The sequence below is a fragment of the Streptomyces sp. CY-1 genome (assembly GCF_047218265.1).
GTDB classification, from domain to species: domain Bacteria; phylum Actinomycetota; class Actinomycetes; order Streptomycetales; family Streptomycetaceae; genus Streptomyces; species Streptomyces niphimycinicus.
Genome location: NZ_CP178393.1, coordinates 2,015,202 through 2,039,257, shown reverse-complemented (window position 1 = coordinate 2,039,257; position 24,056 = coordinate 2,015,202). Strand labels below are relative to the sequence as shown.

At 70.1% G+C, this 24,056-nt stretch carries 20 protein-coding genes and 1 pseudogene; 7 read left to right on the top strand and 14 right to left on the bottom strand.

Annotated features, from left to right (window positions below):
* Positions 1–37: 37 nt before the first annotated feature.
* Positions 38–1,114 (bottom strand): annotated as a pseudogene (locus ACK1X7_RS08460) (chitinase); the annotation flags it as partial.
* A 504-nt stretch (positions 1,115–1,618) separates the two neighbouring features.
* Here ACK1X7_RS08460 and ACK1X7_RS08455 point away from each other — a divergent pair.
* On the top strand, positions 1,619–2,542 hold the full coding sequence (locus ACK1X7_RS08455) for an alpha/beta hydrolase (protein ID WP_413114886.1): 924 nt from the start codon (positions 1,619–1,621) through the stop codon (positions 2,540–2,542).
* Between the two features lie 3 nt (positions 2,543–2,545).
* Here ACK1X7_RS08455 and ACK1X7_RS08450 read toward each other — a convergent pair whose 3' ends face one another.
* Positions 2,546–3,520 carry an NAD(P)H-binding protein gene (locus ACK1X7_RS08450; protein ID WP_413114885.1) on the bottom strand — a complete coding sequence of 325 codons (975 nt, stop codon included), beginning with the start codon at positions 3,518–3,520 and terminating at the stop codon, positions 2,546–2,548.
* 289 nt (positions 3,521–3,809) lie between these two features.
* On the opposite strand from ACK1X7_RS08450, the gene ACK1X7_RS08445 reads away from it, so the two are divergent.
* Complete coding sequence (locus ACK1X7_RS08445; protein ID WP_413114884.1) at positions 3,810–4,253, top strand: hypothetical protein; 444 nt, start codon at positions 3,810–3,812, stop codon at positions 4,251–4,253.
* Between the two features lie 152 nt (positions 4,254–4,405).
* On the opposite strand, the gene ACK1X7_RS08440 is transcribed toward ACK1X7_RS08445, so the two are convergent.
* From ACK1X7_RS08440 to ACK1X7_RS08425, 4 genes are all read right to left on the bottom strand, one after another.
* Positions 4,406–5,353: a helix-turn-helix transcriptional regulator gene (locus ACK1X7_RS08440; RefSeq protein WP_385139941.1), complete on the bottom strand. Its 948-nt coding sequence runs from the start codon at positions 5,351–5,353 to the stop codon at positions 4,406–4,408.
* Between the two features lie 121 nt (positions 5,354–5,474).
* Complete coding sequence (locus ACK1X7_RS08435) at positions 5,475–6,416, bottom strand: VOC family protein (protein WP_382950131.1); 942 nt, start codon at positions 6,414–6,416, stop codon at positions 5,475–5,477.
* Between the two features lie 32 nt (positions 6,417–6,448).
* Complete coding sequence (locus ACK1X7_RS08430) at positions 6,449–7,567, bottom strand: alpha/beta hydrolase family protein (protein WP_390792613.1); 1,119 nt, start codon at positions 7,565–7,567, stop codon at positions 6,449–6,451.
* A 95-nt stretch (positions 7,568–7,662) separates the two neighbouring features.
* Complete coding sequence (locus ACK1X7_RS08425; RefSeq protein WP_390792614.1) at positions 7,663–8,811, bottom strand: FAD-dependent monooxygenase; 1,149 nt, start codon at positions 8,809–8,811, stop codon at positions 7,663–7,665.
* Positions 8,812–8,973: 162 nt separating this feature from the next.
* On the opposite strand from ACK1X7_RS08425, the gene ACK1X7_RS08420 reads away from it, so the two are divergent.
* Positions 8,974–9,888, top strand: coding sequence for a VOC family protein (locus ACK1X7_RS08420; protein ID WP_385139931.1), 915 nt, complete (start codon positions 8,974–8,976; stop codon positions 9,886–9,888).
* A 612-nt stretch (positions 9,889–10,500) separates the two neighbouring features.
* Here the strand turns inward: ACK1X7_RS08420 and ACK1X7_RS08415 are convergent.
* From ACK1X7_RS08415 to ACK1X7_RS08395, 5 genes are all read right to left on the bottom strand, one after another.
* Positions 10,501–10,962 (bottom strand): FmdB family zinc ribbon protein, encoded by a 462-nt coding sequence (locus ACK1X7_RS08415; RefSeq protein ID WP_385139928.1) that lies wholly within the window; start codon positions 10,960–10,962, stop codon positions 10,501–10,503.
* Between the two features lie 13 nt (positions 10,963–10,975).
* The gene (locus ACK1X7_RS08410; protein WP_385139925.1) at positions 10,976–12,265 is read right to left on the bottom strand and encodes a hydroxyacid-oxoacid transhydrogenase; all 1,290 of its coding nucleotides are present in this window, start codon (positions 12,263–12,265) and stop codon (positions 10,976–10,978) included.
* Positions 12,266–12,341: 76 nt separating this feature from the next.
* Positions 12,342–13,154: an N-acyl homoserine lactonase family protein gene (locus ACK1X7_RS08405; protein ID WP_390792615.1), complete on the bottom strand. Its 813-nt coding sequence runs from the start codon at positions 13,152–13,154 to the stop codon at positions 12,342–12,344.
* A 110-nt stretch (positions 13,155–13,264) separates the two neighbouring features.
* Complete coding sequence (locus ACK1X7_RS08400; protein WP_413114883.1) at positions 13,265–14,617, bottom strand: MFS transporter; 1,353 nt, start codon at positions 14,615–14,617, stop codon at positions 13,265–13,267.
* Between the two features lie 49 nt (positions 14,618–14,666).
* On the bottom strand, positions 14,667–15,440 hold the full coding sequence (locus ACK1X7_RS08395; RefSeq protein ID WP_385139916.1) for an SDR family oxidoreductase: 774 nt from the start codon (positions 15,438–15,440) through the stop codon (positions 14,667–14,669).
* Positions 15,441–15,623: 183 nt separating this feature from the next.
* Here ACK1X7_RS08395 and ACK1X7_RS08390 point away from each other — a divergent pair, with 183 nt between their 5' ends.
* On the top strand, positions 15,624–16,931 hold the full coding sequence (locus tag ACK1X7_RS08390; protein ID WP_413114882.1) for an alpha-hydroxy acid oxidase: 1,308 nt from the start codon (positions 15,624–15,626) through the stop codon (positions 16,929–16,931).
* 106 nt (positions 16,932–17,037) lie between these two features.
* On the opposite strand, the gene ACK1X7_RS08385 is transcribed toward ACK1X7_RS08390, so the two are convergent.
* On the bottom strand, positions 17,038–18,474 hold the full coding sequence (locus tag ACK1X7_RS08385; protein ID WP_385139911.1) for an aldehyde dehydrogenase (NADP(+)): 1,437 nt from the start codon (positions 18,472–18,474) through the stop codon (positions 17,038–17,040).
* Between the two features lie 209 nt (positions 18,475–18,683).
* Here ACK1X7_RS08385 and ACK1X7_RS08380 point away from each other — a divergent pair, with 209 nt between their 5' ends.
* From ACK1X7_RS08380 to ACK1X7_RS08370, 3 genes are all read left to right on the top strand, one after another.
* Positions 18,684–19,793 carry an alcohol dehydrogenase catalytic domain-containing protein gene (locus ACK1X7_RS08380; protein WP_385139908.1) on the top strand — a complete coding sequence of 370 codons (1,110 nt, stop codon included), beginning with the start codon at positions 18,684–18,686 and terminating at the stop codon, positions 19,791–19,793.
* Positions 19,794–19,803: 10 nt separating this feature from the next.
* On the top strand, positions 19,804–20,595 hold the full coding sequence (locus ACK1X7_RS08375) for a 2-keto-4-pentenoate hydratase (protein WP_413114881.1): 792 nt from the start codon (positions 19,804–19,806) through the stop codon (positions 20,593–20,595).
* A gap of 499 nt (positions 20,596–21,094) precedes the next feature.
* Positions 21,095–21,868 (top strand): IclR family transcriptional regulator, encoded by a 774-nt coding sequence (locus ACK1X7_RS08370; RefSeq protein ID WP_385139902.1) that lies wholly within the window; start codon positions 21,095–21,097, stop codon positions 21,866–21,868.
* 58 nt (positions 21,869–21,926) lie between these two features.
* Here ACK1X7_RS08370 and ACK1X7_RS08365 read toward each other — a convergent pair whose 3' ends face one another.
* Complete coding sequence (locus tag ACK1X7_RS08365) at positions 21,927–22,904, bottom strand: aldo/keto reductase (protein WP_385139899.1); 978 nt, start codon at positions 22,902–22,904, stop codon at positions 21,927–21,929.
* A gap of 44 nt (positions 22,905–22,948) precedes the next feature.
* Positions 22,949–23,983, bottom strand: coding sequence for a zinc-binding dehydrogenase (locus ACK1X7_RS08360; RefSeq protein ID WP_385139895.1), 1,035 nt, complete (start codon positions 23,981–23,983; stop codon positions 22,949–22,951).
* Positions 23,984–24,056 lie beyond the last annotated feature (73 nt).

Here is a 24,056-nt window from a genome sequence, read left to right as displayed (position 1 = left end):
CGCCCGGTGAGGCCGGTGACGCGTGTCCGACGCGGCTTCAGCCGCCGTAGTAGGCGTCGAAGTTCTTCGCGAACTCGCCGCCGTTGAACTTGTCCCAGTTGATCGACCAGGCCATCAGTCCGCGCAGGGCGGGCCAGCTTCCGTGGGGCTGGTAGCCGCCGCAGTCGGTCTTCTTCGTCAGGCAGTTCAGGGTCTTGGTCACTTCACTGGGCTGGGTGTGGCCGTTGCCCGCGTTGGGGCTCGCGGGCAGGCCGATCGCCACTTGGGACGGGTCCAGCGGCGGGAACACGTTGTTGGTGTCGCCCGCGACGGGGAAGCCGGTGAGCAGCATGTCGGTCATCGCGATGTGGAAGTCGGCGCTGCCCATGGTGTGGAACTGGTTGTCGAGCCCCATGATCGGCCCGGAGTTGTAGTCCTGGACGTGCAGCAGGGTGAGGTCGTCCCGCAGTGCGTGAATGACCGGGAGATACGCCCCGGCGCGCGGGTCCTGGCCGCCGAAGGGGCCCGAGCCGTAGTACTGGTAGCCCAACTGCACGAAGAACGTTTCCGGGGCCATGGTGAGGGTGAAGTCGGATCCGTACTTCGCCTTGAGCGACTTCACGGCCGAGATGAGATTGACGATCGCGGGGGTCTTCGGGTTCTTGAAGTCGGTGTCGCCGTCGTCCAGCGACAGCGAGTGGCCCTCGAAGTCGATGTCCAGGCCGTCCAGTCCGTACTTGTCGATGATCGCGCCGACCGACTCCACGAACTTGTCACGGGCGGCGGTGGTGGTGAGCTGCACCTGGCCGTTCTGCCCGCCGATGGATATCAGCACCTTCTTGCCCGCGGCCTGCTTGGCCTTGATGGCGGCCTTGAACTCGTCCTCCGACTCGACGTTCGAGCATTCGGTCTGCGGGCAGAGGCTGAAGCGGATGTCGCCGGAGGTGGTGGAGGTGGGTTCGCCGAAGGCCAGGTCGATGATGTCCCAGCTATCGGGGACATCGGCCATTCGGGTGTATCCGGAGCCGTTGGCGAAGCTCGAGTGCAGATAGCCCACGAGCGCGTGCTCGGGGAGTGCGGCCTTCGAGCCGGCGGAGGTGGTGCCCGCTTCGGCGGTCGTCGCCGAGACCGTGGCGAGTAGTCCGGCCGTGGCGACGGAGACACATATGCCGGTCAGAACCCTCTTGCTCAGGGGGAAACGGAGGCTCATGGGGACCGCTCCTTGATGTGGGGGGAAGGCGGAGCCGAACGAGGTGGGACGGGATGATCGGACGGCGTGGGGGGAGGCTGCGCGCCCACGAGAAAACAGGACTAGACCAGTGAGTGTCAATGGTACGGTCCAATTTCGAGGTTCCGCACTAGGTCGCCGTGGTCGGCTCCGGCCCGTGTGCGGCGCCCACGCCGTTGAGGACGAGGAGGCCGTGCACACGGCGGTGCGGCGGTGGCAGGAGAACCGAGCCGTGGGCGGTCGGGGTTGATGCCGCTCAGAGTCCCCGAGCGTAAGCGACGCCCCGCTCGGCGCCGGGCGCGGAACCGCGCACACGCTCGCGCTTGACCTTGACACTGGTGTGAGGGACTGAGACTCGCAGGGCGCGGCTGGAGTGCAGCCGCTGTTCACATGTTCTGAGGAGGACCAGTCATGGTCTCGATCGATGTCCCCGCCTTCTACGAGGAGTGGGCGATCCGCAGCGGCGGTGTCCTCGACGCGGCCGCCGGGAAGGGGCCCGACACCCTGGAGGACATCCGGCTCGCCTACCGGACGTTCTTCCAGGACAGCTTTCCGGCGCCGGACGGGGTGACCTTCGGCCAGGTGAACGCGGGCGGGGTGGCCGCCGAGTACGCGACCGCCGCCGATCCCGTCCCCGGTCGGCACCTGGTCTATCTGCACGGTGGCGCGTACATCGTGGGGGATCCGCAGGGCTACCGCGGCCTGGTCGGCCATCTCGTCCAGCGCTTGCGGGCACGCGCTCTGGTGCCGGACTACCGACTGGCGCCGGAGGCGGTCTTCCCGGCCGCCGTCGATGACGCAGTCGCGGCCTACCGCTGGCTGCTGGAGCAGGAAGTGGTGCCGGAGAATGTGGTGTTCGCCGGGGACTCGGCCGGTGGCGCGATGGCGGTCAGTGCCCTGGTCACGGCCCGTGACCAGGGCCTTCCGATGCCGGCCGCCTCGATTGCCATCTCACCCTGGGCCAACCTGGAACACACCGGGGCCACGATGTTCACCCTGGACGCCATCGACCCGTCCGTCAGCCGCGAAGGGCTGCGCCGTGCCGCGGAGGTGGTCCTGGGCAGTGCCCCGCGGAACAGCTCGCTGGCCTCCCCGGTCTTCGCCGACAGCCGCGGACTGCCACCCGTACTGATCCAGATCGGTGGTCATGAGGTCATGCTCAGCGATGCCATCAGGCTGGCCGCCAAACTGGCCGAGGACGCCGTGCCCACGCGGCTGGACGTCGCGCCGGGGATGGGACACGTATGGCATCTGCTCGCCGGTCACCTCCCGGCCGCGGACAAGGCCGTCGCCGATGCCGTTGCCTTCGCGGAGGAGCACCTCCCCGCGGCATGAGCGTCACCTCGCGGTGGGCGGTCGATTCGGTGGCAGGTTCGTCGACCTCCTCATGGACGCCCTGAATGGACGCCCTGACCAAGGGATATCGGGGGCGGGCGTGGCCTGGCCCGTGATAGGGCCGCGCCTATCGTAGGCCCAGGCGGCGAGGGTGGTCGGGGTGGTGGTCCGGAGGCTGCGGCGCTGTTCGGGTACGAAGTCTACGCGCAGGCCGGTCGACATTCCGATCACGGCCTCGACCAGGCTCTCGACCATCCCCGCCTGCTGGAGCTGGGTGCGCATGGCGTCGTCCGTGATCTGTTCGACGCCGATCCGCCGGCCGGTGGCAGCGGTGAGGATGTCGCTGACCTCTCGCCAGGTGAGGTCGGCGGGCCCATGAACCGCCTGTACGCAGCGTCCCGACCAAGTGGGTGAGAGGAGACGGGTGGCGGCGACCTCGGCGATATCGCGCGGCGCCACCCAGGCCATCGGTTGGTCGAGCGGAAGGATCACCTGGAGGGTGCCGGTTCGTAGGGCCCCGAGTTGAAGCTCGAGATTGGTGAAGAAGTAGGCGCAGCGGAGGTGGGTGACATCGACGCCCGTGCCATCCAAAGCGGTCTCGGTCTGTGCCAGGCCGTCGATCTCACCGGCACCATGACGTTTCTCGGCGCCTACGCTGCTTTGGAAGACGACGCGGCCGATCCGGTTCTCGGTGACGGCGCGGACCACGCTCCTGGTGGCGCGGTCGTATTCGGCGAGTGGGTCCCCGCTGCCGCTGGTCGGGTTCACCCAGAACAGCGCGTCGATATCGGCGGTCGCGGCCACCACCGCATCGGCGTCGTATTGGTCGACCGGCACGGCATCCACCGCGTCTCGCACCTCGGGCGCCAGCCGGGCGGGGTCGCGCAGCAAGACGCGCGGCCGGACCCCGGCGCGGACCAGCGTGGTGACGACGTGGCGGCCGACGTTTCCGGTCGGCGTGGTGACAGCGATGCGCATCGTTTCTCCCTCTCAGCTCTCGGCTCTCGGCTCTCAGTGGTGGCTCGATTGCAGATTAGGAGCCAATGCGGTCGGAATCTGTCCTCCTCCCAGGTGCCCGGGTGGACCGCCACCGCCCAGGCGCACTGACACCGACTCACCGCAGACAGTGGTCCCAAGGTCTGACTCCCGCCTTCGCCCGTGGCCCCCGAGACGTACGCCGTCGCGTTCTCCGGACGGATGTGACCGTGGGACGGTGCGTGGCAATCTCCGAGCTGTCGGACCAAGCGCGCACACGGGAGCCGCCGTCATGTCCATCAGCGTGTCGCCACCTGCCCCCTCGCCCCTCATGACCGCCACGCCCGTCCCCTCATGGGCCAGGCGTGTGGCGGCCGCGACCTTATGGGCCTCCGCGCCGTCCGCGCTCTGGCGGCTCGCCGTGGTGCTCGGCGTTCCGCTGGGGCTCGCCGAATCCGAGTACGACGCGATGCTCATCCCCGGCTGGGGATATCTCGTCGTGCCGTTGCTGTCCGCGTTCCAAGAGGCCCTGGTCTTCCTGACGTTGGGGCTGGTGCGGCCATGGGGCGAGGTGTGGCCGCGCTGGATCCCGAGTCTGCGGGGCCGCCACATCCCCGTATACGCCGCGGTCGTACCCGCGGCGCTGGGCGCGCTCGCCTGCACGATCTACGGTGTGCTGTTCACGTGGACCACGCTGCACGCCGATATGGAGATCACGCGGTGGGGGAGTGGCTGATGAACCTCTGCTATGTGCCGTTGGTGGCGTGGGGGCCGCTGCTGGCCGTCGTCACCGTGCACTACCACCGGCGGCGCACACAGGGCTGAGCCGCGGGTGCTCGGCCACTTCAGCCCAGCGGCGATTGAGGACTCCGCGGATGGCGTTCGCGGCTATCTACGGGCCGCAGTGGCCGAGGGCAGTTCGCCGAAGCGGTCGCGGTATTCCCCGGCGAAGCGGCCCAGATGGGTGATGCCCCATCGGTAGGCGATCACCCCGACGGGGTCGGTGGAGGTGAGGATGTCCTCACGGATCCGGGCCAGCCGCAGGTTGCGTACATACGCCAGGGGAGGCAGCCCGAGCCGGGCACGGAACGTGGAGCTGATGGTCCGCGGGCTGCACTGCGCGGCGTCGGCGATGCCACCGAGACTGATGCGCTCGGTGAGGTTCGTTTCGATGAAGGCGAGGGCGGCGCGCAGGGAACGCGGGTGGCCGGGGCGAGGGCTGTCGCACAGTTCGCCGGTGTGGGTGTGCGGCTGGGCCAGGAGCAGGGCGGTGACGATGCACCGCAGTTGGCTGCGCTGGAGCTCGGCACGGTGGAACAGGGGATCCCCCGAGTCGAGCTGTTCGATGAGGGAGCGGACCAGCAGCCGTACCGCCCGGCCCTTGGGCCTGGCCAGATCCAGGGCGAAATCGAAGCGCACGGTGGAGACCGGCGGGTGGCCGGTCAGCGTGGCGAACTCCTGGTCGACCTGCGCGGCGTCGATCCGCAGCCCCAGGAACCGCGTCCGGCTGCTGCCCAGCGGCCGCAGCTCCTGGGTGTCTCCGGGGTTCACGACTCCCGCGGTCGCCTTGTCGAGGGTGGCCCTCAGGGCGCCGCGGGATGCCGCGATCTCACCGGAAACACCGAGGTTGACGAAGTACGAGCGTCGGCCCGGAGTCGCGGCGACACGTACATCCAGGGGCGAGGCGAAGTAGCCGACCGCGAAGTCGTGGGCGGCGACGCCGCGCAGTTCGTGGTCCCCGCCGCCCAGGCCGGCCAGCGGTGACGTGGTGATCGAACCGCCGAACAGCCGGGTGGCGGCATTGAGCAGGTCGACGGGGTTCTCGGATCGGGTCATGAGGAAATCCCGCAGCAAAGAGGCCACGGCCTCGTCTCCCTTCGGCCCCGCGTACGCGCGAGCCCTCCGCTCCGCGCCCGCCCTCTGATGACGATACAGCGGAGAGCACTCGGCCGGACGCTCACATGGGCGGGGCGACGAACAGCCCGGGGTCGACGTCGTTGTGGGACTTGGCGGCGATGAACTCGTCCATCTCATTCGCGGTGCCCCACTGGTCGGCGTTGGCGGGGTCGCGCAGGTCGTAGAGGTGCGGATGCCAGGTGTCCTCGTCCAGGACCTCCAGCTCGGTGGTGTACTCCACGGTGTTGCCGGCCCGGTCGAGGAAGTAGCTGAAGGAGTTGTCCCCGGCGCGATGCCGGCCCGGGCCCCACAGGCGCTCAATGCCCATACGTCGCATCCGGCCGGTGCCCCGCATGAACTCGTCGACCCCGCGCAGCTCGAAGGAGGCATGGTGGAACGCCGCGTGCGGCCCCCGCACGATGCCGAAGCTGTGATGGATGGCGTTGCACCGCAGGAACCACATGATCTCACCGCGGCCACCGACACACATGGTGTCCGACAGCCGGAACCCGAGGTGCTTGATGTACCAGGCAACCGTGGCTTCGGGCGTGGGCGAGTTCATCAGCACATGCGACAGGCGGACGGGGACGGACTCGCGGGCCTCGATCGTGCGGTGCCGACGTGGCGCGACGTCGGCCGAAACCTCCACGACCCGGCCCTCGTTGTCGAAGAAGCGGACGGCATAGCCGCCCCCGGGGGTGTCGATGGTCCGGGGTTCGTGCACCAGCCGTACCCCCTGTGCCATCAGCCGCGCGGCCAGGGTGTCGACGTCCGCCACGTCGGCAGCGCCGAAGGCGATGAGGTCGGTGCGCTTGTGGGTGTCCTCGCGCAGCCGCACCACGTACTGCTCCGGGGAGCCTTCGGCGGCGAGGAACGAGACGCCGGTGTCGCGGTGGGATTCGGTCAGTCCCCACAGTTCGGTGTAGAACCGGCGTTGCTCGGCGAAGTTCGGCATGGCGACATCGATGTGCCGCAGGTGGGTGATCAAGCTGGTGTGGCTCATCTCGGGCACTCCTTGTGTGTGACGTGTGACGGTCAACTGAGCTGTTCGGTCAGCCAGTTGACGACGGAGGGCAACACGGGTCCCACCCCCATATGGCCGCCCGGGAACATCCGAGCGGTCTTGGGGCTCCCGTGTTCAAGGGCCAGGTACATGTCCGCCGACGCGTTCTGCTGGTCGTCCTTGCCGTTGACCAGAAGCAACGGGCACGACGGCATGTCCAGAACGCCTTGGTCCAGCAGGGACAGCTCCGGGCAGCGGGCCACATAGTCCTCGAAGGTCTCACCGCCGAAGATGCGTGCCCGGGCCGGCATCAGGTCCATCAGATAGGACGAGGCGTTGCGGCTCCGTTCCTGCCACTCCGGCTGGAAGGTCAGATGGACGCCGCCTCCCCAGTTCACGGCGGCGGCCAGGTGTTCGCGGTGGGTATGGGCGAGCTTCAGCGCCCAGTAGCCCCCGAACGACAGCCCCAGGGCCGCCACCCGGTCGGTGTCCAGGTCGTCCTGCTCGCGCAGCCAGGCGAAGACCGGATCCCACTGCCGTTCGGCATCACGGCCGGCGTGCAGCGGTGACTGCCCCACCCCGGGCTTGTCGATGTGGAGGGTCGCGAAGCCTCGTTCCCGCAGCATCCGCCCGCGGGCGTAGCTCTCCTCCTTCCACACATCGATGCCGCCCCACATCATGACCACCGGAGGGCGCGCCGCTCCTCCTGGCGGACGTGCCACGAAGAACCGCACCATGTCTCCCTCGCCGTCGCGTCCCTCGAAGGGCAGCGCCACGTGCTGGATGGGGGTGGGCTCCAGTGCGGACACCCGGCGGAAACACTCCACGGCGCGGTGATAGGCGGCGAGCTTGGCCGGGTGCAGCGGGGAGGGGAAACGGCCCAGGAAGGCGAACTGGTATGCCTGCCACCAGTTCTCCAGGGCCCCCTCGCGGTCACCGCCGCTCTCGGCCTCGCACGCCCGGACGGCGAAGTCCTCCGCACCCGCCAGCCAGTGTCCGGCCCAGGTCTCGGGATCGGTGCCCGGCAGCGTGTCGATGTGCCGTGCGGCGGCGGCGTGGTCGATGGCGTTGAAGGGATGCTCGCGTCGCTCGAGATGGTCGCGCAGCCACTGCTGCGCCTCGGGCAGAGTGCGGGACGGTGCGGCGGGCAACTGCTCTCCTCGTCGATGCTCAGTACTCGTTGCGTCGGTTCGCCGATTCATCGATCGCACGGGACGGCGCGTCCGTGCGTTGCGCGGCCGGATGGCTATGCGGGCTCGGCCATCTGCCGGTGGCAGGCGTCGGTCAGCGGATATGCCTCGTGGTGGCGCCGTGCCTGCTCCAGGCCGACGATCGTGACCGAGGTCTCGACGAGCGTGCGGCACCGCTTCGCGCGCCGCGCGGTGAACGCCTCCAGGCCCGCGCGGACCTGCTCGTGCCGCTCCAGCTCCTCGGCCAGCACGAGCCCGTCCTCGATGGCCAGGGCCGCGCCGCTGGCCATCTGCGGTGCCGGGGCGTGCGCGGCGTCGCCGATGACGACGCGGTTTCCGCGGCTCCAGGCTCCCGCCAGGAGAGCCGTCCGGACGGGGCGGCGCACCACCGACTCCGACCCCGACACCAAAGGGCGGATCTCCGCCACCCGTCCTGGGAAGACCTCCAGCAACTGCCGCAAGCGCGGGGCGAGTTCGGCGTCGGGCAGGGCGTCCGGCTCCACTCCGTTCTCCGTCAGGAACACATACGCCCGACGGTCCGAAATCGGGACGATCCCGGCCGTGTTGACCTCGCCCGCGAACTGATGGATTCCGGTGACCCAGGCCGGGCGCGGCACCAGCGCCCGCCACGCCATCTGCCCGTGGTAGTCGAGTGCGGTCTGGAGGCCGACCAGGCTCCGGACCGAGGAGCGGATCCCGTCCGCGCCCACGACGAGGGTGGCCGTCCGGACGGTCCCGTCCGACAGCCGCACACGTGCCAGGTCCCCCTCCTCGTCCACCGCCGCGACGGTCAGGCCGTTGCGCACCACCGCGCCACTCCGTCCGGCCTCCTCGGACAGGATGCGATGCAGCCCAGGGCGTGCGATGCCGACCATCGCCGGCCGATGCGCCCCGAGCAGACGGGGCAGCCGCACCTCGTCCGCGATCCGGCCGTTGACGTCGACATGCGTGATGACGTTCATGCCGTAGCCCCCGGCCAGGCACGCCTCTGCCAGCCCCAACGCGTCCAGCGCCCGCAGCGACGGCCCGGTCAGGCACAGGCCCCAACCGGCCGTAGCACCCTGAGGGTTGATCTCGGCGACGTCGACCCGCCACCCCTTGCGTGCCAGGGCGATGGCCACGGTCAGACCGGCCACCCCCGCGCCCACGATCATGGCCGTCCGCGCACCGCGACAGCTATCCATATACGCCTCCCGCGCGCTCATTTCACCGGAACGGTAGAAGCGGCCGGGCGCTTGCTCCATCCGGATCAGGCGGTGGCCATCCGCTCCCGGCAATCGGTCAGCGCCAGGTGACCCCATTCCGTGCGTCGAGGGTCGGACATCGGGGACGATTGCACCGTGCACCCGAGGTGAGGAGAACACCCGATGTTGCGTGTCAAAGCCCTTCTGCACTACGGACTCCAGGTGCCTTCCCTGGACACGGGGCAGAGTTTCTACGACGCGTTCGGCCTGCGTACGGCCGAGCGGGGCAACGCCGTGGCCATCCGCTGTGACGGCCGCGAGCAGGACCAGACCGTGCTGGTGGAGGGGCCGGTCAAGCGGCTGCACCATGTGGCGTTCGCCGTGGCGCCGGGGTCCCTGCCCGAATGGCAGCGCCACCTGGAGGGCCTCGGTGTGCGCCTGCTCGACGCCCCCGCCGAACTGCCGGGCGGCCTGTGGTTCCGCGACCACGAGGGAAATCTGCTGAATCTACGGGACGAGGAGATCAGCTCCTGGCGGGACTTCGGCACCACGGACGCCCACGAGCCCAACTTCGGCGATCGCGTCCGCCGCGTCGACCAGGCCCGCTGGCTCACCGCCGACGAGAAGCCCCGCCCCCGACGCCTCGGCCATATGCTGATCTTCAGTACGGATCTGGACGCGTCCGAGGCGTTCTACGCCCGCACCCTGGGCCTGCGGCTCTCGGACCGCGTCCGGTCCATGGCCACCTTCATGAACTCCGGCCCCGGCGATCACCACGTCTTCGGCTTCGTGTCCGGCACCCACCCCGGCCTGCACCACTCCAGTTGGGAGGTCGCCGACATCGACCAGATCGCCCTGGGCGCGCGGACCATGGCCGCCGCGGGCCACAGCCATGGCTGGGGCCTCGGCCGGCACACACTGGGCTCCAACTTCTTCCACTACATCCAGGACCCGTGGGGCAGTTGGATCGAGTACTCCAGCGACATGGACTGCATCACCGAGAACTGGAAGGCGGGCGACTGGGACTGCCCGCCCGCTGTCTGGAGCCCCGAGATGCCTGCCGACTTCATCGTCAACCAGGAGCAGAAGCCCTCCTGACCTCGGTGGAGCGGGAGTTTTCGCGGGATACCGGCGGGGCGCTCAGGTGGGCGGGGGAAGCAGAATGCGGAAAGTGGCGCCCTCGTCCGGGCCACATCGCACCCGCCAGGAGCGAGCTGGCGTCAATCCACGCCGACTGATCGGTACCGAAGTGGTCGAGCATTTGTGTGGTGCGCTGCCGAGCAGTTCGGTGCCGGCACTGCCCATGCCGCTGTTCCGCATGAAGCACTCTTCGCCCTTTCTGGGCTCGCACTTTCCGGACTCGCTTGGGGGCGAGCGTGCGGGCCGTGGTGGCGCGCACCACCTCACAGTGATCCGCTCCTCTGGGCCCGATCTGCGCGAGTGTGAGTGCGCCATGCGGACCGGAAGTCCCGTACGACGGAAACCGGCAGGCCACGGCAGCCGACCGGCCGGGAACTCTCAGAGAACTCGCATAAAGCGGCACTGGTCTGCACGCCTCGTACCCGGTCTCGGTGCTGATCCCGGGAGGCGTCTTCGGGTTCGGGACGGCCGCGGGTTTCACCCCGATCACGGTGGCGGCCACCGGCGGCCTGCCGCCCGACCGCAGTGGCCCGGCCGGGCGGGCTGACGCGGGCGCGGTCCGCCGAGGGCTCAGCCGTCCGTGGCGGGGCGGCTCCTGTCGCTCCCATGGCCGTGCCCGTGTGCATGCGAGTGCCCGTGGGAGTGGCCGTGGTGGCCGTGCCCGGCTCCCTCGGAGGGAGCGGGCACCGCGTCGCCCGCACGCAGCGGGGCCGCCTCGTATCTGCCTTCGTGAGCGACGATCGGCCGCCGGTCCCCGGCGAGTTCGGGGTACTTCTCCTCCAGCTTCTGCCGGGATTCGGCCGTGCGCCGCAGGTCGGTGACGTAGTCACGGTCGCCGCGGTACGTCCCCTTCCAGGTCTGCGGCATCCGTTCCGGCGGCGGTGGCACGGTGGCGGTGCCGCCCAGGGCGAAGCCGCTGGGTATCTTGCGGGTGGCGCCGCCGCACTCCGGGCAGTTCGGCAGCGGTGCGGTGTACGACTGGATCACCTCGAAGCGGTGTCCGGTCTCGCAGGCGAGTTCATAGATGGCCATGGGGTCCCTCACATCACCAGAGCGTCAGAGAGCGGTCGAGGATGCCGGCCACGTCGTCCTCGGTGACCGTGCGCGGGGCGGTGGACAGCAGCCGCTGCTGTTTCATGGCGCCTTCCACCAGCGCCGGGATGTCTCCCTCGCCGTAGCCGACCGCGCCGATGCCGTTGGGCATGCCGATGTCGCGCATCAACCGCTCGATCGCGGTGGGCAGATACTCGGCGGGGTCGGCGGGGCGTTCCATCCCCGGGGCGAGGAGTTCCGCGGCCCGCAGATGCCGCTCGGGCTGGGCGGAGAAGGTGAAGCGGAACGCCTCGGGCGCGGTGAGCGAGACGGCCATGCCGTGGGGCACCATCGGCTCGTGTGCGGGGTAGCCGGCGGGGTGGAAGTCCTTCACCCGTCCGGCGATCGGGTAGGCGTTGGCGTGGGGGATGTGGACGCCCGCGTTGCCGAATCCGAGACCGGCGAAGGTGGCCGCCAGGGCCATGTCGGACCGCGCCTGGGGGTCGTCGCCGTCGCGGACCGCGGTGCGGAAGGACTGCGCGAGCAGGTGCAGCGCCCGTTCCGACCACGCGTCGGAGATGGGATTGGCGCCGCAGTACGGCACGCGCTGCTCCGGGCGCTTGTGCGGATAGGTGTCGTACGGGCGGGCCGTATAGCTCTCCAGCGCGTGGCACAGGATGTCCATACCGCTGGCGGCGGTCACCCCGGCGGGCTGGGTGAAGGTCAGGTCCGGGTCGATGACCGCGAGCGTGGGCCGCAGCCGGGGGTGGCTGATGCCGGTCTTGACCTTCAGCTCCAGGACGTCGAGCACACAGATGGTGGTGCTCTCCGCGCCGGTTCCGGTGGTGGTGGGGACCGCGACCAGCGGCCCCAGTGGGTTCACGGGCGCCAGCGCCCTGCCCAGCGGCGCGTTGATGTAGTCCATCAGCTCGCCCGGATTGGTGCTGAGCAGGTTGACCGCCTTGGCGGTGTCGATGCTGGAGCCGCCGCCCACCGCGACGAAGGCGTCCCACGGGCCCGACGCCAGCGCATGGTCCACCGCCTGCCGCAGGCTGACGTCGGTGGGCTCCACGTGGACGCCGTCGAAGACGTGGGCTTCGATGCCGAACGCGGTCATCCGCTCGGCGATGCGGTGCGGCGCGCCGGTGGCGGCCACCCCGGCGTCGGTGATCACGAGAACCCGGTGGGCCCCGTGCTGGGCGAGGTCGTAGCCGATTTCGTCGGATGCTCCCGGCCCGAACTTCAGCGCCGGTGCGCCGTAGGTGAAAACGGACTCGGGTCCGGCCGGAGCGGTGATGCTCATACGCGTCCCTCCTGTGGATCGGTTGGGTCCCAGCGGCGCGGCGAACGGTACCGGAGCGCCGCCGGGACCCGGGCGATCAGGCGTAGAAGCCGCTGGGGGCGAGCCGCATCGAGCGCAACTGCTCGGCGTCGTGGCCGAAGACGACGGTGGCGTCCGACTGCTCGGCGATACCGCGGATCTTCTCCACCGAGCCGTACCAGGCGGACAGATCGTTGACGATGGCGGCGGGGGTGGCCGGCGGGCCGTAGGAGTCACCCATATAGACGGCGTCCGAGGTGAAGAGCATGGTCCCGGTCTCCGGCAGTTCGACCTTCATCGCCATGGTGCCGGGGGTGTGCCCGGGAGCCTCGATGAGGGTGACACCGGGCAGGATCTCGGTGTCGCCGCTGACGGTGTCGAAATCACACGCCGCGTAGTCCGCCTTGAGATGGGCACCGTTGAAGGCGCCGTCGAAGCCGAAGGCGAACTCCTTCTCCTTCTCGTGGCACACCAGCTTCGCACCGGTGCCGGTGAACAGGCCGATGTTCCCGGCGTGATCGAAGTGCAGATGGGACAGGACCAGGTAGTCGATGTCCTGCGGTTGGACGCCCATTTGGCCGAGCCGCGCGTCGAGATACTCCTCGTCGCTCACCTGGTCGTAGGGGAAGAACTCCTGGAGACCGGTCGGGGCCCAGCGGGTCTCCCAGTCGCGGGGACAGCTTGTGTCCCACAGCAGGGTGCCCCCAGGGGTTTCCACGAGGACGCAGTGGGTGGTGCAGGAGTACCACTCGGGCGGCCGCTGGTGCTCGGTGCGCGTGCGCATCGTACGGCCGGCCTTGAGCAGCAGCCACGTCAGATCGCAGCTCATCGCTCCGCAGCTCAGTACGTGGACTTTGTTGGCAGTGGTCATGGAGCTTCACCTCCGGTCGGGAAACCTGCGGGTCAGTCGGTGTGCGGTGTGCGGTGTGCGGAGTGCGGTGGGCAGGGCAGTGGGCGGGCGGGGGGCGGGAATTCCCCGGCTCAGGTGTCGTGCTGGGAGTGCGGATCGCGGCCCCGGGATTCCCGCACGATCAGCGCGCAGACCAGCCCGATCAGCGCCGCTCCCGCCCAGATGGAGGCGATCGGCCACGAGGCGCCGTCGGCCGCGCCCACGAGTGCGCCCGCCACGAGCGGCACGAACCCGGCCACGACACCGCCGAGTTGATAGCCGATCGACGTACCGGTGTACCGGACGTGCGCGGGGAACAGCTCCGCGTACAGCGCCGCGGTGGGCGCGTACATCCCCGCGTGCGCCACGGCGAGCGCGAGCAGCATGGCCAGCCAGGCGAGCCCCGTCTGCCCGGTCGCCAGCAGCCAGAAGAACGGGAAGGCGAGAACGGCCGTGAACGCGGCGGCGCTCAGGAACACGGGCCGTCGGCCCCAGCTGTCCGACAGCGCGCCGAAGCAGGGCACCGTCAGCGCCTCGGCCACCGCCGCGATGAGCATCCCGGTCAGCAGCACACTCCGCGACAGACCGAGGTGGGACGAGCCGTAGGACAGCACGAAAACCGAGACGATGTAGAAGGGGACACCGGCCGAGACATACATGCCGACGGTGAGGGCGATCGCCTTCCCGTGGTGGCGGAACGCCTCCATGGCCGGCCTCTTGCGTGCCCGCCCCGCCGCCTTCACCTGGACGAACGTCTGTGTCTCGGTGATGCGCGAGCGGAGGAACAGCCCGACCGCGATCAGCACGATGCTGAGCAGGAAGGGGATCCGCCAGCCCCAGGCGAGGAGGTCGTCGTCGGGCAGTGTGGAGACCGCCGCGAACACGGTCGACGACAGCACCAGCCCCAGCGGCACACCCATCTGCGGCAGGCTCCCGTAGAAGCCGCGCCGGTCCCGCGGCGAGGACTCCACGACCATGGTCACCGCGCCGCCCCACTCGCCGCCGACGGCGAAGCCCTGGAGGAAGCGCAGCGTGACCAGCAGGATGGGCGCCCAGATGCCGATGGTCCGGTAGTCCGGCAGCAGGCCGACGACGACGGTCGCCGCGCCCATCAGGAACAGCGTGAGCATGAGCGCTTTCTTGCGCCCCACGCGGTCCCCGAAGTGACCGAAGATCACTCCGCCGAGCGGGCGGGCGATGAAGCCGACCGCGAAGGTGGCGAACGCGGCGAGCGTGCCGGCCGCGGGTGAGAAGTCGGGAAAGAACTCCGTGCCGAAGACCAGTGCCGCGGCGAGGCCGTAGATATAGAAGTCGTACCACTCGATCGTGGTGCCGATCATGCCGGCCAGGGCCGTTCGGCGGATGGCGGAGGCGGCCCGGGGAGCCTGGTGGGACTGGCCGGTTCTGGCGTCGGTTGCTGTGTCGGTGACGGGAATATGGCTCATGCGGCTGCGCTGCTCTCGTCTGGGGAGTCGGGTGAACGTGTCGGCCGCGTCAGAGAGTTGGCACCATGCCGCCGTCACACCGCAGGGCACTGCCCGTGACGTACGCGGCCTGGGTGCCGCACAGAAACGCGGCGACGGCGCCGAACTCATCGGGGTCGCCGTAGCGCCCGGCCGGGATCGCGGCCTTGGACGCGGCCTCGACCTCGTCGGGCGACTGACCGGTGCGCCGGGCGGTGGCCTCGTCGATCTGCCGGGCGCGCGGGGTGGCGATGCGGCCGGGAAGCAGGGAGTTGACCGTCACGCCGTGGGCGGCGACTTCGGCGGCGAGGGTCTTCAGATATCCGGCGAGCGCGGCCCGCCCGAGGTTGGACAGGGAAAGGTTCGGCAGGGGCGCCTGCACGCTCGTCGAGCTGATGCTCAGAATGCGGCCCCACCCCTTCTCGACCATGGCCGGGAGGGTGCCCCGCACCAGAATCTGCTGGGGTGTGACCAGCGTGGCGATGGCCTGCTCGATCCCGGCGGTGTCGATGGCGCGGGCGGGTCCGGGCGTGGGCCCCGGCCCATTCAGTACGAGGATGTCGAGGTCGCCGACGGCCTCGCGGGCCGCCGTGAGGAGCCGCTCCGCGCCACCGTCCGCGACCAGGTCACAGCCCACGCCGACCGCGCCCGGCAGCTCGCCCGCCACCTCCTTGGCTCGTTCGCCCGAGCGGCCGGTGACCACGACGGTGACGCCTTCCTCCGCCAGGGCCCGGGCGGTCGCCCGGCCGAGACCGGAGGTGGACGCGCAGATGAGTGCTGTTTTGCCTGCCAGACCGAGTTGCATGGCACCTTCCTGTGTCTGAAATATAAGACGCCGTCTTATATGCAAACCAGATGGTGCCCACGTGTGCGGCACACGTCAAGGCTTGACGCCCGCCGAAACGACGAGCGAGACTCCGATTTCTCAGACAGCGTCTGATATCTCGTCGTTCGTGGAACGGCCTTCGACACCCGCACATCGAGAGGCATGACAGTGACCGGCACCCAGCCCCAAGCGGCATCCGCAGCCCCCGAGCGGCCTCGTGTGGCGCGGCAGCGACCCCGGTGGAGCGAGCTCCGGGAGGTTCTGCGACTGCGCCGGCCGACCCTCAACCCGGTCGAGCGGCGGCTCGGAGCCGCACTCACCATCGGCGACCTCCGCGCGGTGGCGGTGCGCACGACTCCGCGAGCGGTGTTCGACTACGTGGACGGCGCGGCCGACGCGGAGCTGACCCTGCGGCGCAACAGGGCGGCGTTCGCGGCGGTCGAATTCGTGCCGGAGTATCTGTCGCCGGTCGACCATCCGGACTTGTCCACGCGGCTGTTCGGCCGGGAGATCGCGATGCCGCTGATCTTCGCGCCGACCGGTTACACCCGGATGATGCACCACGAGGGCGAGGCGGCGGTCGCCCGCGTGGCCGCCCGCCACGGCCTGCCCTACACCCTGTCCACCGTGGGCACCTCGACCGTCGAGGACGTCGCCGCGGCGGCTCCCGGCGGCGAACACTGGTTCCAGCTCTACCTGACCCGGAACGAGCGCCTCAACACGGAGCTTCTCGACCGTGCGCTCGCGGCCGGGTTCACCACCGTGGTCCTCACCGTCGACACACCGGTGGCGGGCCGACACCCCAAGGACATGCGCAACGGCCTCACGATCCCGCCCTCGCTCACCATGCGGACGCTGTTCGGGATGGCCCGTTATCCGTCCTGGGCGCTGAACAAGCTGACCACGGCCCCGATCGCATTCGCGTCGCTGAGCGGCATGAGCGGTGGGGGTGTGAGCGGTGTGGGTGGCATGAGCGGTGACACGATCGACGCCGTGCGGGTCGCCGACGTCGTCTTCGAACCGACACTGAGCTACGAGCACCTGGCATGGCTGCGCGCCCACTGGCCGCACCGGTTGCTGGTCAAGGGGATCCTCGGCCCGCGCGACGCGGGCCGGGTCGTCGAGGCGGGCGCGGACGGTGTGATCGTGTCCAACCACGGCGGGCGGCAGCTCGACCGCACACCGGCCACCCTCACGGTGCTGCCCGAGATACGCGAGGAACTCGGCCCTGACGCCACGGTGATCCTCGACAGCGGTGTCACCCACGGTCAGGACATCCTGGCCGCGCGGGCGCTCGGGGCGGACGCGGTCATGATCGGCCGTGCCTATCTGTACGGCCTGATGGCCGGTGGCGAACGGGGCGTGGAGCGTGCCGTCACGATCCTGCGCGAGGAGTACGCGCGCAGCCTGCAACTGCTCGGCCTGAAGGCGAGCGCCGCCATCGCACGGCATCACCTGCGCATGCCGTGAGCGGTCGTACACGTTGAGCGGTCCGGGTACGGGAAAGGGCCCGTCGGGGGAAGCGGGCCCTTTCCCATACGCAAGGCCCCTCAGCCGCGTGCGCCGCGGCCCGGCCTCAGGAGGCCCGCTGGGGAATCCCCAGCGGGTTCGCGTCGCGCAGGGCCGATGGCAGCAGGTGCTGTGGCACACCCTGATAGGCGACCGGCCGCAGGAACCGGGAGATGGCCTCGGTCCCCACCGAGGTCGTACCCGGCGCGGTGGTGGCCGGGTAGGGGCCGCCGTGCTGCTGGGCGTAGGTGACCGACACGCCCGTGGGCCACTGGTTCCAGAGCACACGTCCGGCCTTGGCGGCCAGCAGCCTGATCAACTCCGCTGCGATGGCATCGTCGTCCTCGCCCTGGATGGACGCGGTCAACTGTCCGTCGATGACCTTCGCCACGTCGAGCAGTTCGCTCTCCTCCGCGTACTCGACCACCAGCGCCGCCGGTCCGAACACCTCGCGGATGAGCGTATCCGGGGCGCTGAGCAGTTCGGCCGAGGTCGTGCACAGCACCGTCGGCGACGGATCCGTGGCTGCCTGGTCGCCACTCACCACGACACGCACCCCGGCCGCATCGCGCAACTCCCGTACCGCACTCGCATAGGAGGTCCGGATGCGATCGTTGAGCAACGTCGACGCGTTGCCCGGAACCGCGCCGGGAAGCCGCTCCACCAGCTCGGCCGAGGCCGGAACCAGCAGGATGCCGGGCTTGGTGCAGAACTGTCCGGCGCCGAGCGTGAACGAGCCGACGAACTCCGAGACGATCGCGGGCCCGCGCCGCTCGGCGGCGGCCTCCGTCACGAACACCGGGTTGACGCTGCCGAGTTCACCGAAGAACGGGATGGGCTCCGGACGGCCCGTGGCGAGGTCGAACAGCGCCCGGCCCGCCTCGATCGATCCGGTGAACGCACCCGCCTTCACCCGCGGGTCCACGATGGCGGCCCGTCCAGCCTCCGTACCGAAGACCACGTCGAAGAGCCCCTCGGGCGCGCCCGAGGACCGCAGTGCGTGCCGCACCACCTCCGCCGTGGCGGCCGAGAGCCTGGGGTGGCCGGGGTGGGCCTTGACCACGACCGGGCAGCCGGCCGCGAGCGCCGAGGCGGTGTCCCCGCCCGCCACGCCGAAGGCGAACGGGAAGTTGCTCGCGGCGAAGACGACCACGGGACCGAGTGGTTCGAGCACCCGGCGCAGATCGGGCCGTGGGCCCATCGGCCACGCGGGGTCGGCGCGGTCGATCGTGGCCCCGAGATATTCCCCCCGCGTCACCACTTCGGCGAAGAGCCGTAGCTGGAAAACCGTACGGACCATCTCGTTGCGCAGCCGGGTCTGCCCGAGGGAGGTCTCCTCGTCCGCGATCGCCACGAGCTTCGGCGCGGCCTCTTCGAGCGCGGAGGCGATGGCTTCGAGAAACGGGGCCCGGTCGGCCGGCTGGAGACGGCTCCACTGCTCGAACGCGCCTGCGGCGGCGTCGAGTTTATGCGCCAGGACCTGCGCGTTCGTCGCATCGGTCATCAAGCTTGCTCCCTCAGTGCGTCTTAAATATGAGACATAATCTCAATCTCAAGACACAGTTGCATGCGTCGGGGTGCTCGTCAACGTGCTTGACGGCGACTGGGACCGGCTCACATACTCAACCCGCAAGACAACCCGTAAGACGTCGTCTGAAATTTCGTACACGGTGATCCGTGCGCGGTGATCCGTACACAGTGAGGCGTGGCTCAATGAAGGCAGCAGTACTGCACCGGCCCGGTGCGCCGTTGACCGTCGAGGACGTCGATCTCGACGACCCCGGACCGGGCGAGGTCACCCTCCGCGTGCTCGCCGCCGGTGTGTGCCACAGCGATCTGCACTACATGAACGGCGACCTCAACGTCCGCCTGCCCGCGGTGCTCGGGCACGAGGGGACCGGCATCGTCGAGCGGGTGGGGGAGGGGGTGACCCGGGTCCGCCCCGGCGACACCGTCATCACCTTGTGGCGTCCGCGGTGCGGCGACTGCGAGTTCTGTACGACAGGCCGCCCCGCCCTGTGCCCGCTCGGCCGGGTGCAGTCGGCCTCCGGCGGCCTGCTCGACGGGACCCAGCGGCTGAACCTGAACGGCGAGAAGGTCCACCACCTCATGGGCGTCTCCTGCTTCGCCGAGCAATGCGTCGTCTCGGAACGGTCGGTCCTCACGATCGACCCGGACATCCCGCCGGAGATCGCGGCGATCGCCGGATGCGCCGTGGTGACCGGGGCCGGTGCGGCGCTCAACGTCATGAAGGACGCCACCGGAGAGGGCGTCGTGGTCATCGGCGCCGGAGGCGTCGGGCTCAGTGCGGTCATGGGGCTGCGCCTCGTCGGCGCCGATCCGATCGTCGCGGTCGACACGGTGGACGCCAAGCTGGAGAAGGCACTTGAGCTGGGCGCCACCCATGCGGTCAACGCCCGCACGCATCGCCTCCCCGAGGAACTCACCAGGATCTCGCCGAGACCGATGGCCTGGTCGCTGGACGCGGTCGGCACGCCTCACACGCTCGCCCAGGCGGTCGAGGTCGTGGGCACCGGCGGGACCGCCGTCGCCGTCGGCCTCGGCAAGGTGGGCGCCACCGCGGCTGTGCCCATCAATGCCTTGGTGCAGCAGGAGAAGCGGCTGATCGGCAGCCTCTACGGCTCGGCCAACACACCGGTCGACATCCCCAAGCTCGTCGAACTGTTCAAGACCGGCCGCCTGCCCCTCGACAAGCTGCTCGGTGAACAATACGAACTGTCGGCGATCAACGAGGCGTACGCCGCGCTGTCGCGGGGCGCCACCGGCCGTGCTGTGATCATCCCTGGTCACCAGCGCTCGTAGGGAGAGACGGATGAGGAAGAATCTGACCGCGGACCTGGGCCGGCGGCTGTGGCAAGCGGGTAACGAGGCCACCGCGGACGAGTCCACCGCGGTCGACGCCGCCGCGGCCGATCAGCTCGATGACCTCGAAATGGCCTACGCCGTCGAGAGCGCGACCCGCGACTTGGCGGTGGCGGCCGGTGGCCGGGTGATCGGCTACAAGGTCGGCCTCACGGCACAGCCCGTGCGGGACACCTTCGGCGCCGACGAGCCCGCGGCGGGCCACCTGCTCGCCGACCGGCTGCTGGAGGACGGCGAACCCCTCGCCACGGTTGGGCTGTTCGCCCCCATGGCGGAGGTGGAGATCGCGTTCATCCTGGGCGAGGCGCTGCCCGGCCCGCGGGTGACCGCGCAGGATGTCCGTAACGCCACCGCCGCGGTCGCACCGGCCTTCGAGATCGTCGACAGCAGGTGGCGCGGCGGCCCGCGGACGCTCCCCATGCTCGTCGCCGACAACACCAACGCCGCTCGCGCGCTGCTGGGGCCCCCGGTCGCCCCACCCGCGTCAGCGGACCTGGCGAAGATCACCGCCACGCTGACGAGCGGCGCCCGTACGGTGCCGGGAAGCGCGTCCGCCGTCATGGGCGACCCCGCCGAGGCGGTCGCATGGCTGGCCCGGCACCTGCTGCGCGGCGGACGGCGGCTGGAAGCCGGTGACATCGTCCTGAGCGGCACTCTGTGCACCCCGACGGCGATCGGCACTGGTGACCGCCTGGTCGCCGACCTCGGCGAACTGGGCCGGATCGCCCTTGACGTCAACTGACGAACGCCGCCCGGGCGGATGGCCGTGCCGCCTGCGGCGAGCTGCTCCCCTCCCCGCCCCTTCCCGTAACCGGGGCTCCGCCCCAGACCCCGGGGTCCAGGGGCGCGGACCCCGGCAGCGGGCACGGGGTGCAGGTTGCTCGCCTCCCTCCGTCCCCTGGCATCGATGTGCGGCTCCGCCGCGTGGCGGGGTTCCGCCACGGACCCGGGGTCCAGGGGCGGAGCCCCTGGTATCGGGAAGGGGCGGGGTGGGGAAAGATCCGCCGGACACCCCGTGGCACCTCGGCGCCGACCGGTCCGCAGGCGACCGACGACAGCCACCCCGGCCAGTGGCGCCGCCTGCTCGGTATCTCCCTCGACGGCCTCCGCGCCCGCCCGCAACACCGAGCCTCTGCCCGAGCCCGAGCGCGATCCGGCACTCCACGCGGGCGCGTCCGCGAGCGAACTCGTCGTCTGATATTTTGGACGTCGTCTGCTTATAGGTGTGCTGGGAGGACATCGTGGCGCGACTCACCGCTCCGGCCCTGCGCCGGGGTCTGGACATCCTGGAGCTGCTCGTCGACCAGGACGAGGGGCTGCGGGTTCCGGAGATCACCCAGCACCTCGGGCTGCCCCGTGCCACCACGCACGAACTCGTCAACACACTGGCCGACCGGGGCTATGTGACCGTCTCCAAGGAGACCGGACGCGTTGCCATAGGGCTCAACGCCCTGCGGCTCGGCGCCGGATACGAGCGCGGGCTCGACCTCGCCACCGTGGGCCGGGAGTGTGCCGGTGAGGTGGCGCGGGCATGCGGCGAAACGGTCCAGGTGGTCGTACGGGACGGCAGATTCGCGGTGTTCATCGTGCGCATCGACAGCAAGTACTCGGTCCGGTTGGTGTCGCAGGTGGGCAGCCGGCTGCTCGCGTCCTGCACCGCGGGCGGAAAAGCGCTGCTGAGCGCCCTGCCGGCCCGGGAGCTCGATGAGCTGTTCCCGAACGACAAGGCGCTTCAGCAGATGACGTCGAACAGCATCTCCACGCGGAAGCGGCTGCTGGCCGAGGTCGAAGAGGCCCGCGAGCGCGGCTGGACCGAGGAGTACTGCGAGTCCAATGACCACGCGGCCTGTGTCGCCGCGCCGGTGTACGACCGGCTCGGCCACTGCGTGGCGGCCATGAGCATCTCGGTGCCCACCCCGCGGTGGGGCGACACCGAGAAGGAGCGCTACGTCGAGTTGGTCCTCGACGGGGCACGGGCGATGGCCCAGCGCCTCGGAGCGAGCGTGCCTTCCTGAGCACCCCTGGGTGGCCCGGTACGACCCGTCACGCAGGCGCGGTCGCCCGGGTGGGGGCTCAGCGTTCCAGCATCCGCATACCGGCCTCGGTGTGAGTGTCTCCGACGGCCGGGGGCAGGCTGGAGAGCCTGGCCAGGACATCCGCGCTGAGCTGGAGGCGGTCCGCGGCGGTGTTCTCCTCCACGCGGGCCACCCGCTTGGTGCCGGGGATGGGCGCGAGGTCGTCACCCTGGGCGAGCAGCCAGGCGAGGGCGACCTGGGCCGGTGTGCCGCCCGCCTCGGCGGCGATGGCCTGGACCTCGTCCGCGAGACGCAGATTGCGCTGGAAGTTCTCGCCGGTGAAGCGCGGGTTGCCGCGCCGGAAGTCGCCTTCCTCGAAGTCGGCCTCGTCCCGGACGGTCCCGGTGAGGAAGCCGTGTCCCAGTGGCGAGAACGGGACCAGACCGATGCCCAGCTCACGCAGTACCGGCAGGACGCGCTCCTCCAGTCCGCGGGTCCACAGCGAGTACTCGGACTGCACCGCGGTGATGGGGTGGACGGCGTGGGCGCGGCGGATCGTGTCCGGCCCGGCCTCGGACAGGCCGATATGCCGCACCTTGCCCTCGGCGACCAGTTCCGCCACGGCCCCGACGGTCTCCTCGATGGGGGTGCCGGGGTCGACGCGGTGCTGGTAGTACAGGTCGATGTGGTCGGTGCCCAGCCGTTTCAGCGACCCTTCCACGGCGGTGCGGATATTGGCCGGGCTGGAGTCGAGGTGCCACGGGCCCGCCCCGGAGTGGGCGATCATGCCGAACTTGGTGGCCAGCACCACCTGATCGCGTCGGCCCTTCAGGGCCTGGCCGAGGAGTTCCTCGTTGATGTAGGGGCCGTAGATCTCCGCGGTGTCGATGAGGGTGACGCCCAGCTCCAGCGCCCGGTGGACGGTACGGATGGACTCCGCGTCATCCGTTCCGGCGCCGGTGAGGCCATGGGACATGCCCATCGCACCCAGACCGATACGGGAAACCTCCAGGTCACCCAGGTTGATGTACTTCATCGGTGATCACTTCTCCTGATGGGTGTGGTCGGTCCGGTGCCTGTTCACGGGCGGATGAGGACCTTCAGGGCCTCGCGGTCGTTCATCGCCCGGTAGCCGTCGGCCACGTCCTCCAAGGCCAGCGTGCGGTCGAAGACCCGGCCGGGCCGGATCGAGCCGTCGAGGATGTGCGGCATCAGCTCCTCGATGTACGCGCGGGCCGGGGCGACGCCACCGGTGAGCGTGATGTTGCGCATGAAGTCGCCGAACCCGAACGTCACATCGCTGTACTGCGGGGCGCCGACACGGCTGATCCTGCCGCCGTCGCGGACCACGCCGAAGCTCTGCGCCAGCGCGTCGCTCAGGCCCACGCATTCCAGGACCTTACGGGTGCCCTCGCCGCCGGTCAGGTCACGCACCCGGGCGATGCCCTCCTCGCCGCGCTCGGCCACCACATCGGTGGCGCCGAAGTCACGGCCCAGATCGGTGCGCCGGGGGTGCCGGCCCATCAGGATGATCCGCTCGGCGCCCCGGAGCTTGGCGGCGATCACGGCCGCCAGGCCCACGGCGCCGTCCCCGACGACGGTGACGCTGTCGCCGCGCTCGACACCTGCGGTACGGGCCGCGTGGTAGCCGGTGCACAGGATGTCGGACAGGGTCAGCAGATCCGGCAGCAGCTCGGCGTCCTCACCGACCGGCAGCTTCACCAGGGTGCCGTCGGCGTACGGGACCCGCGCGATCTCCCCCTGGCCGCCGTCGACACCGTTCACGCCCCACTGCCCGCCGTGCACACAGGAGGTCTGCAAACCGTCGTGGCAGTACGCACAGGTGTTGTCGGCCCACATGAACGGGGCCACCACCAGGTCACCGGGGACGAGGCCGCGCACCTCGGCGCCGGTCTCCTCGACGACGCCCAGGAACTCATGGCCCATGTGCCGGGGCGTGTCGGTGTGCGGCAGGGACTTGAAGGGCCACAGATCGCTGCCGCAGATGCAGGACAGCACGATCCGCACCACCGCGTCGGTGGGGTTCTGGATCTTCGGGTCGGCGACGTCCTCGACGCGTACGTCGTCGGCCGCGTACAGCAGGGTGGCGCGCATGGGCGCAGCTCCTCGATATATGGGCGGGGTGGTGGAAGGGAACCGAAAGTGGCGGCTCCGGGCCGCTCGACCG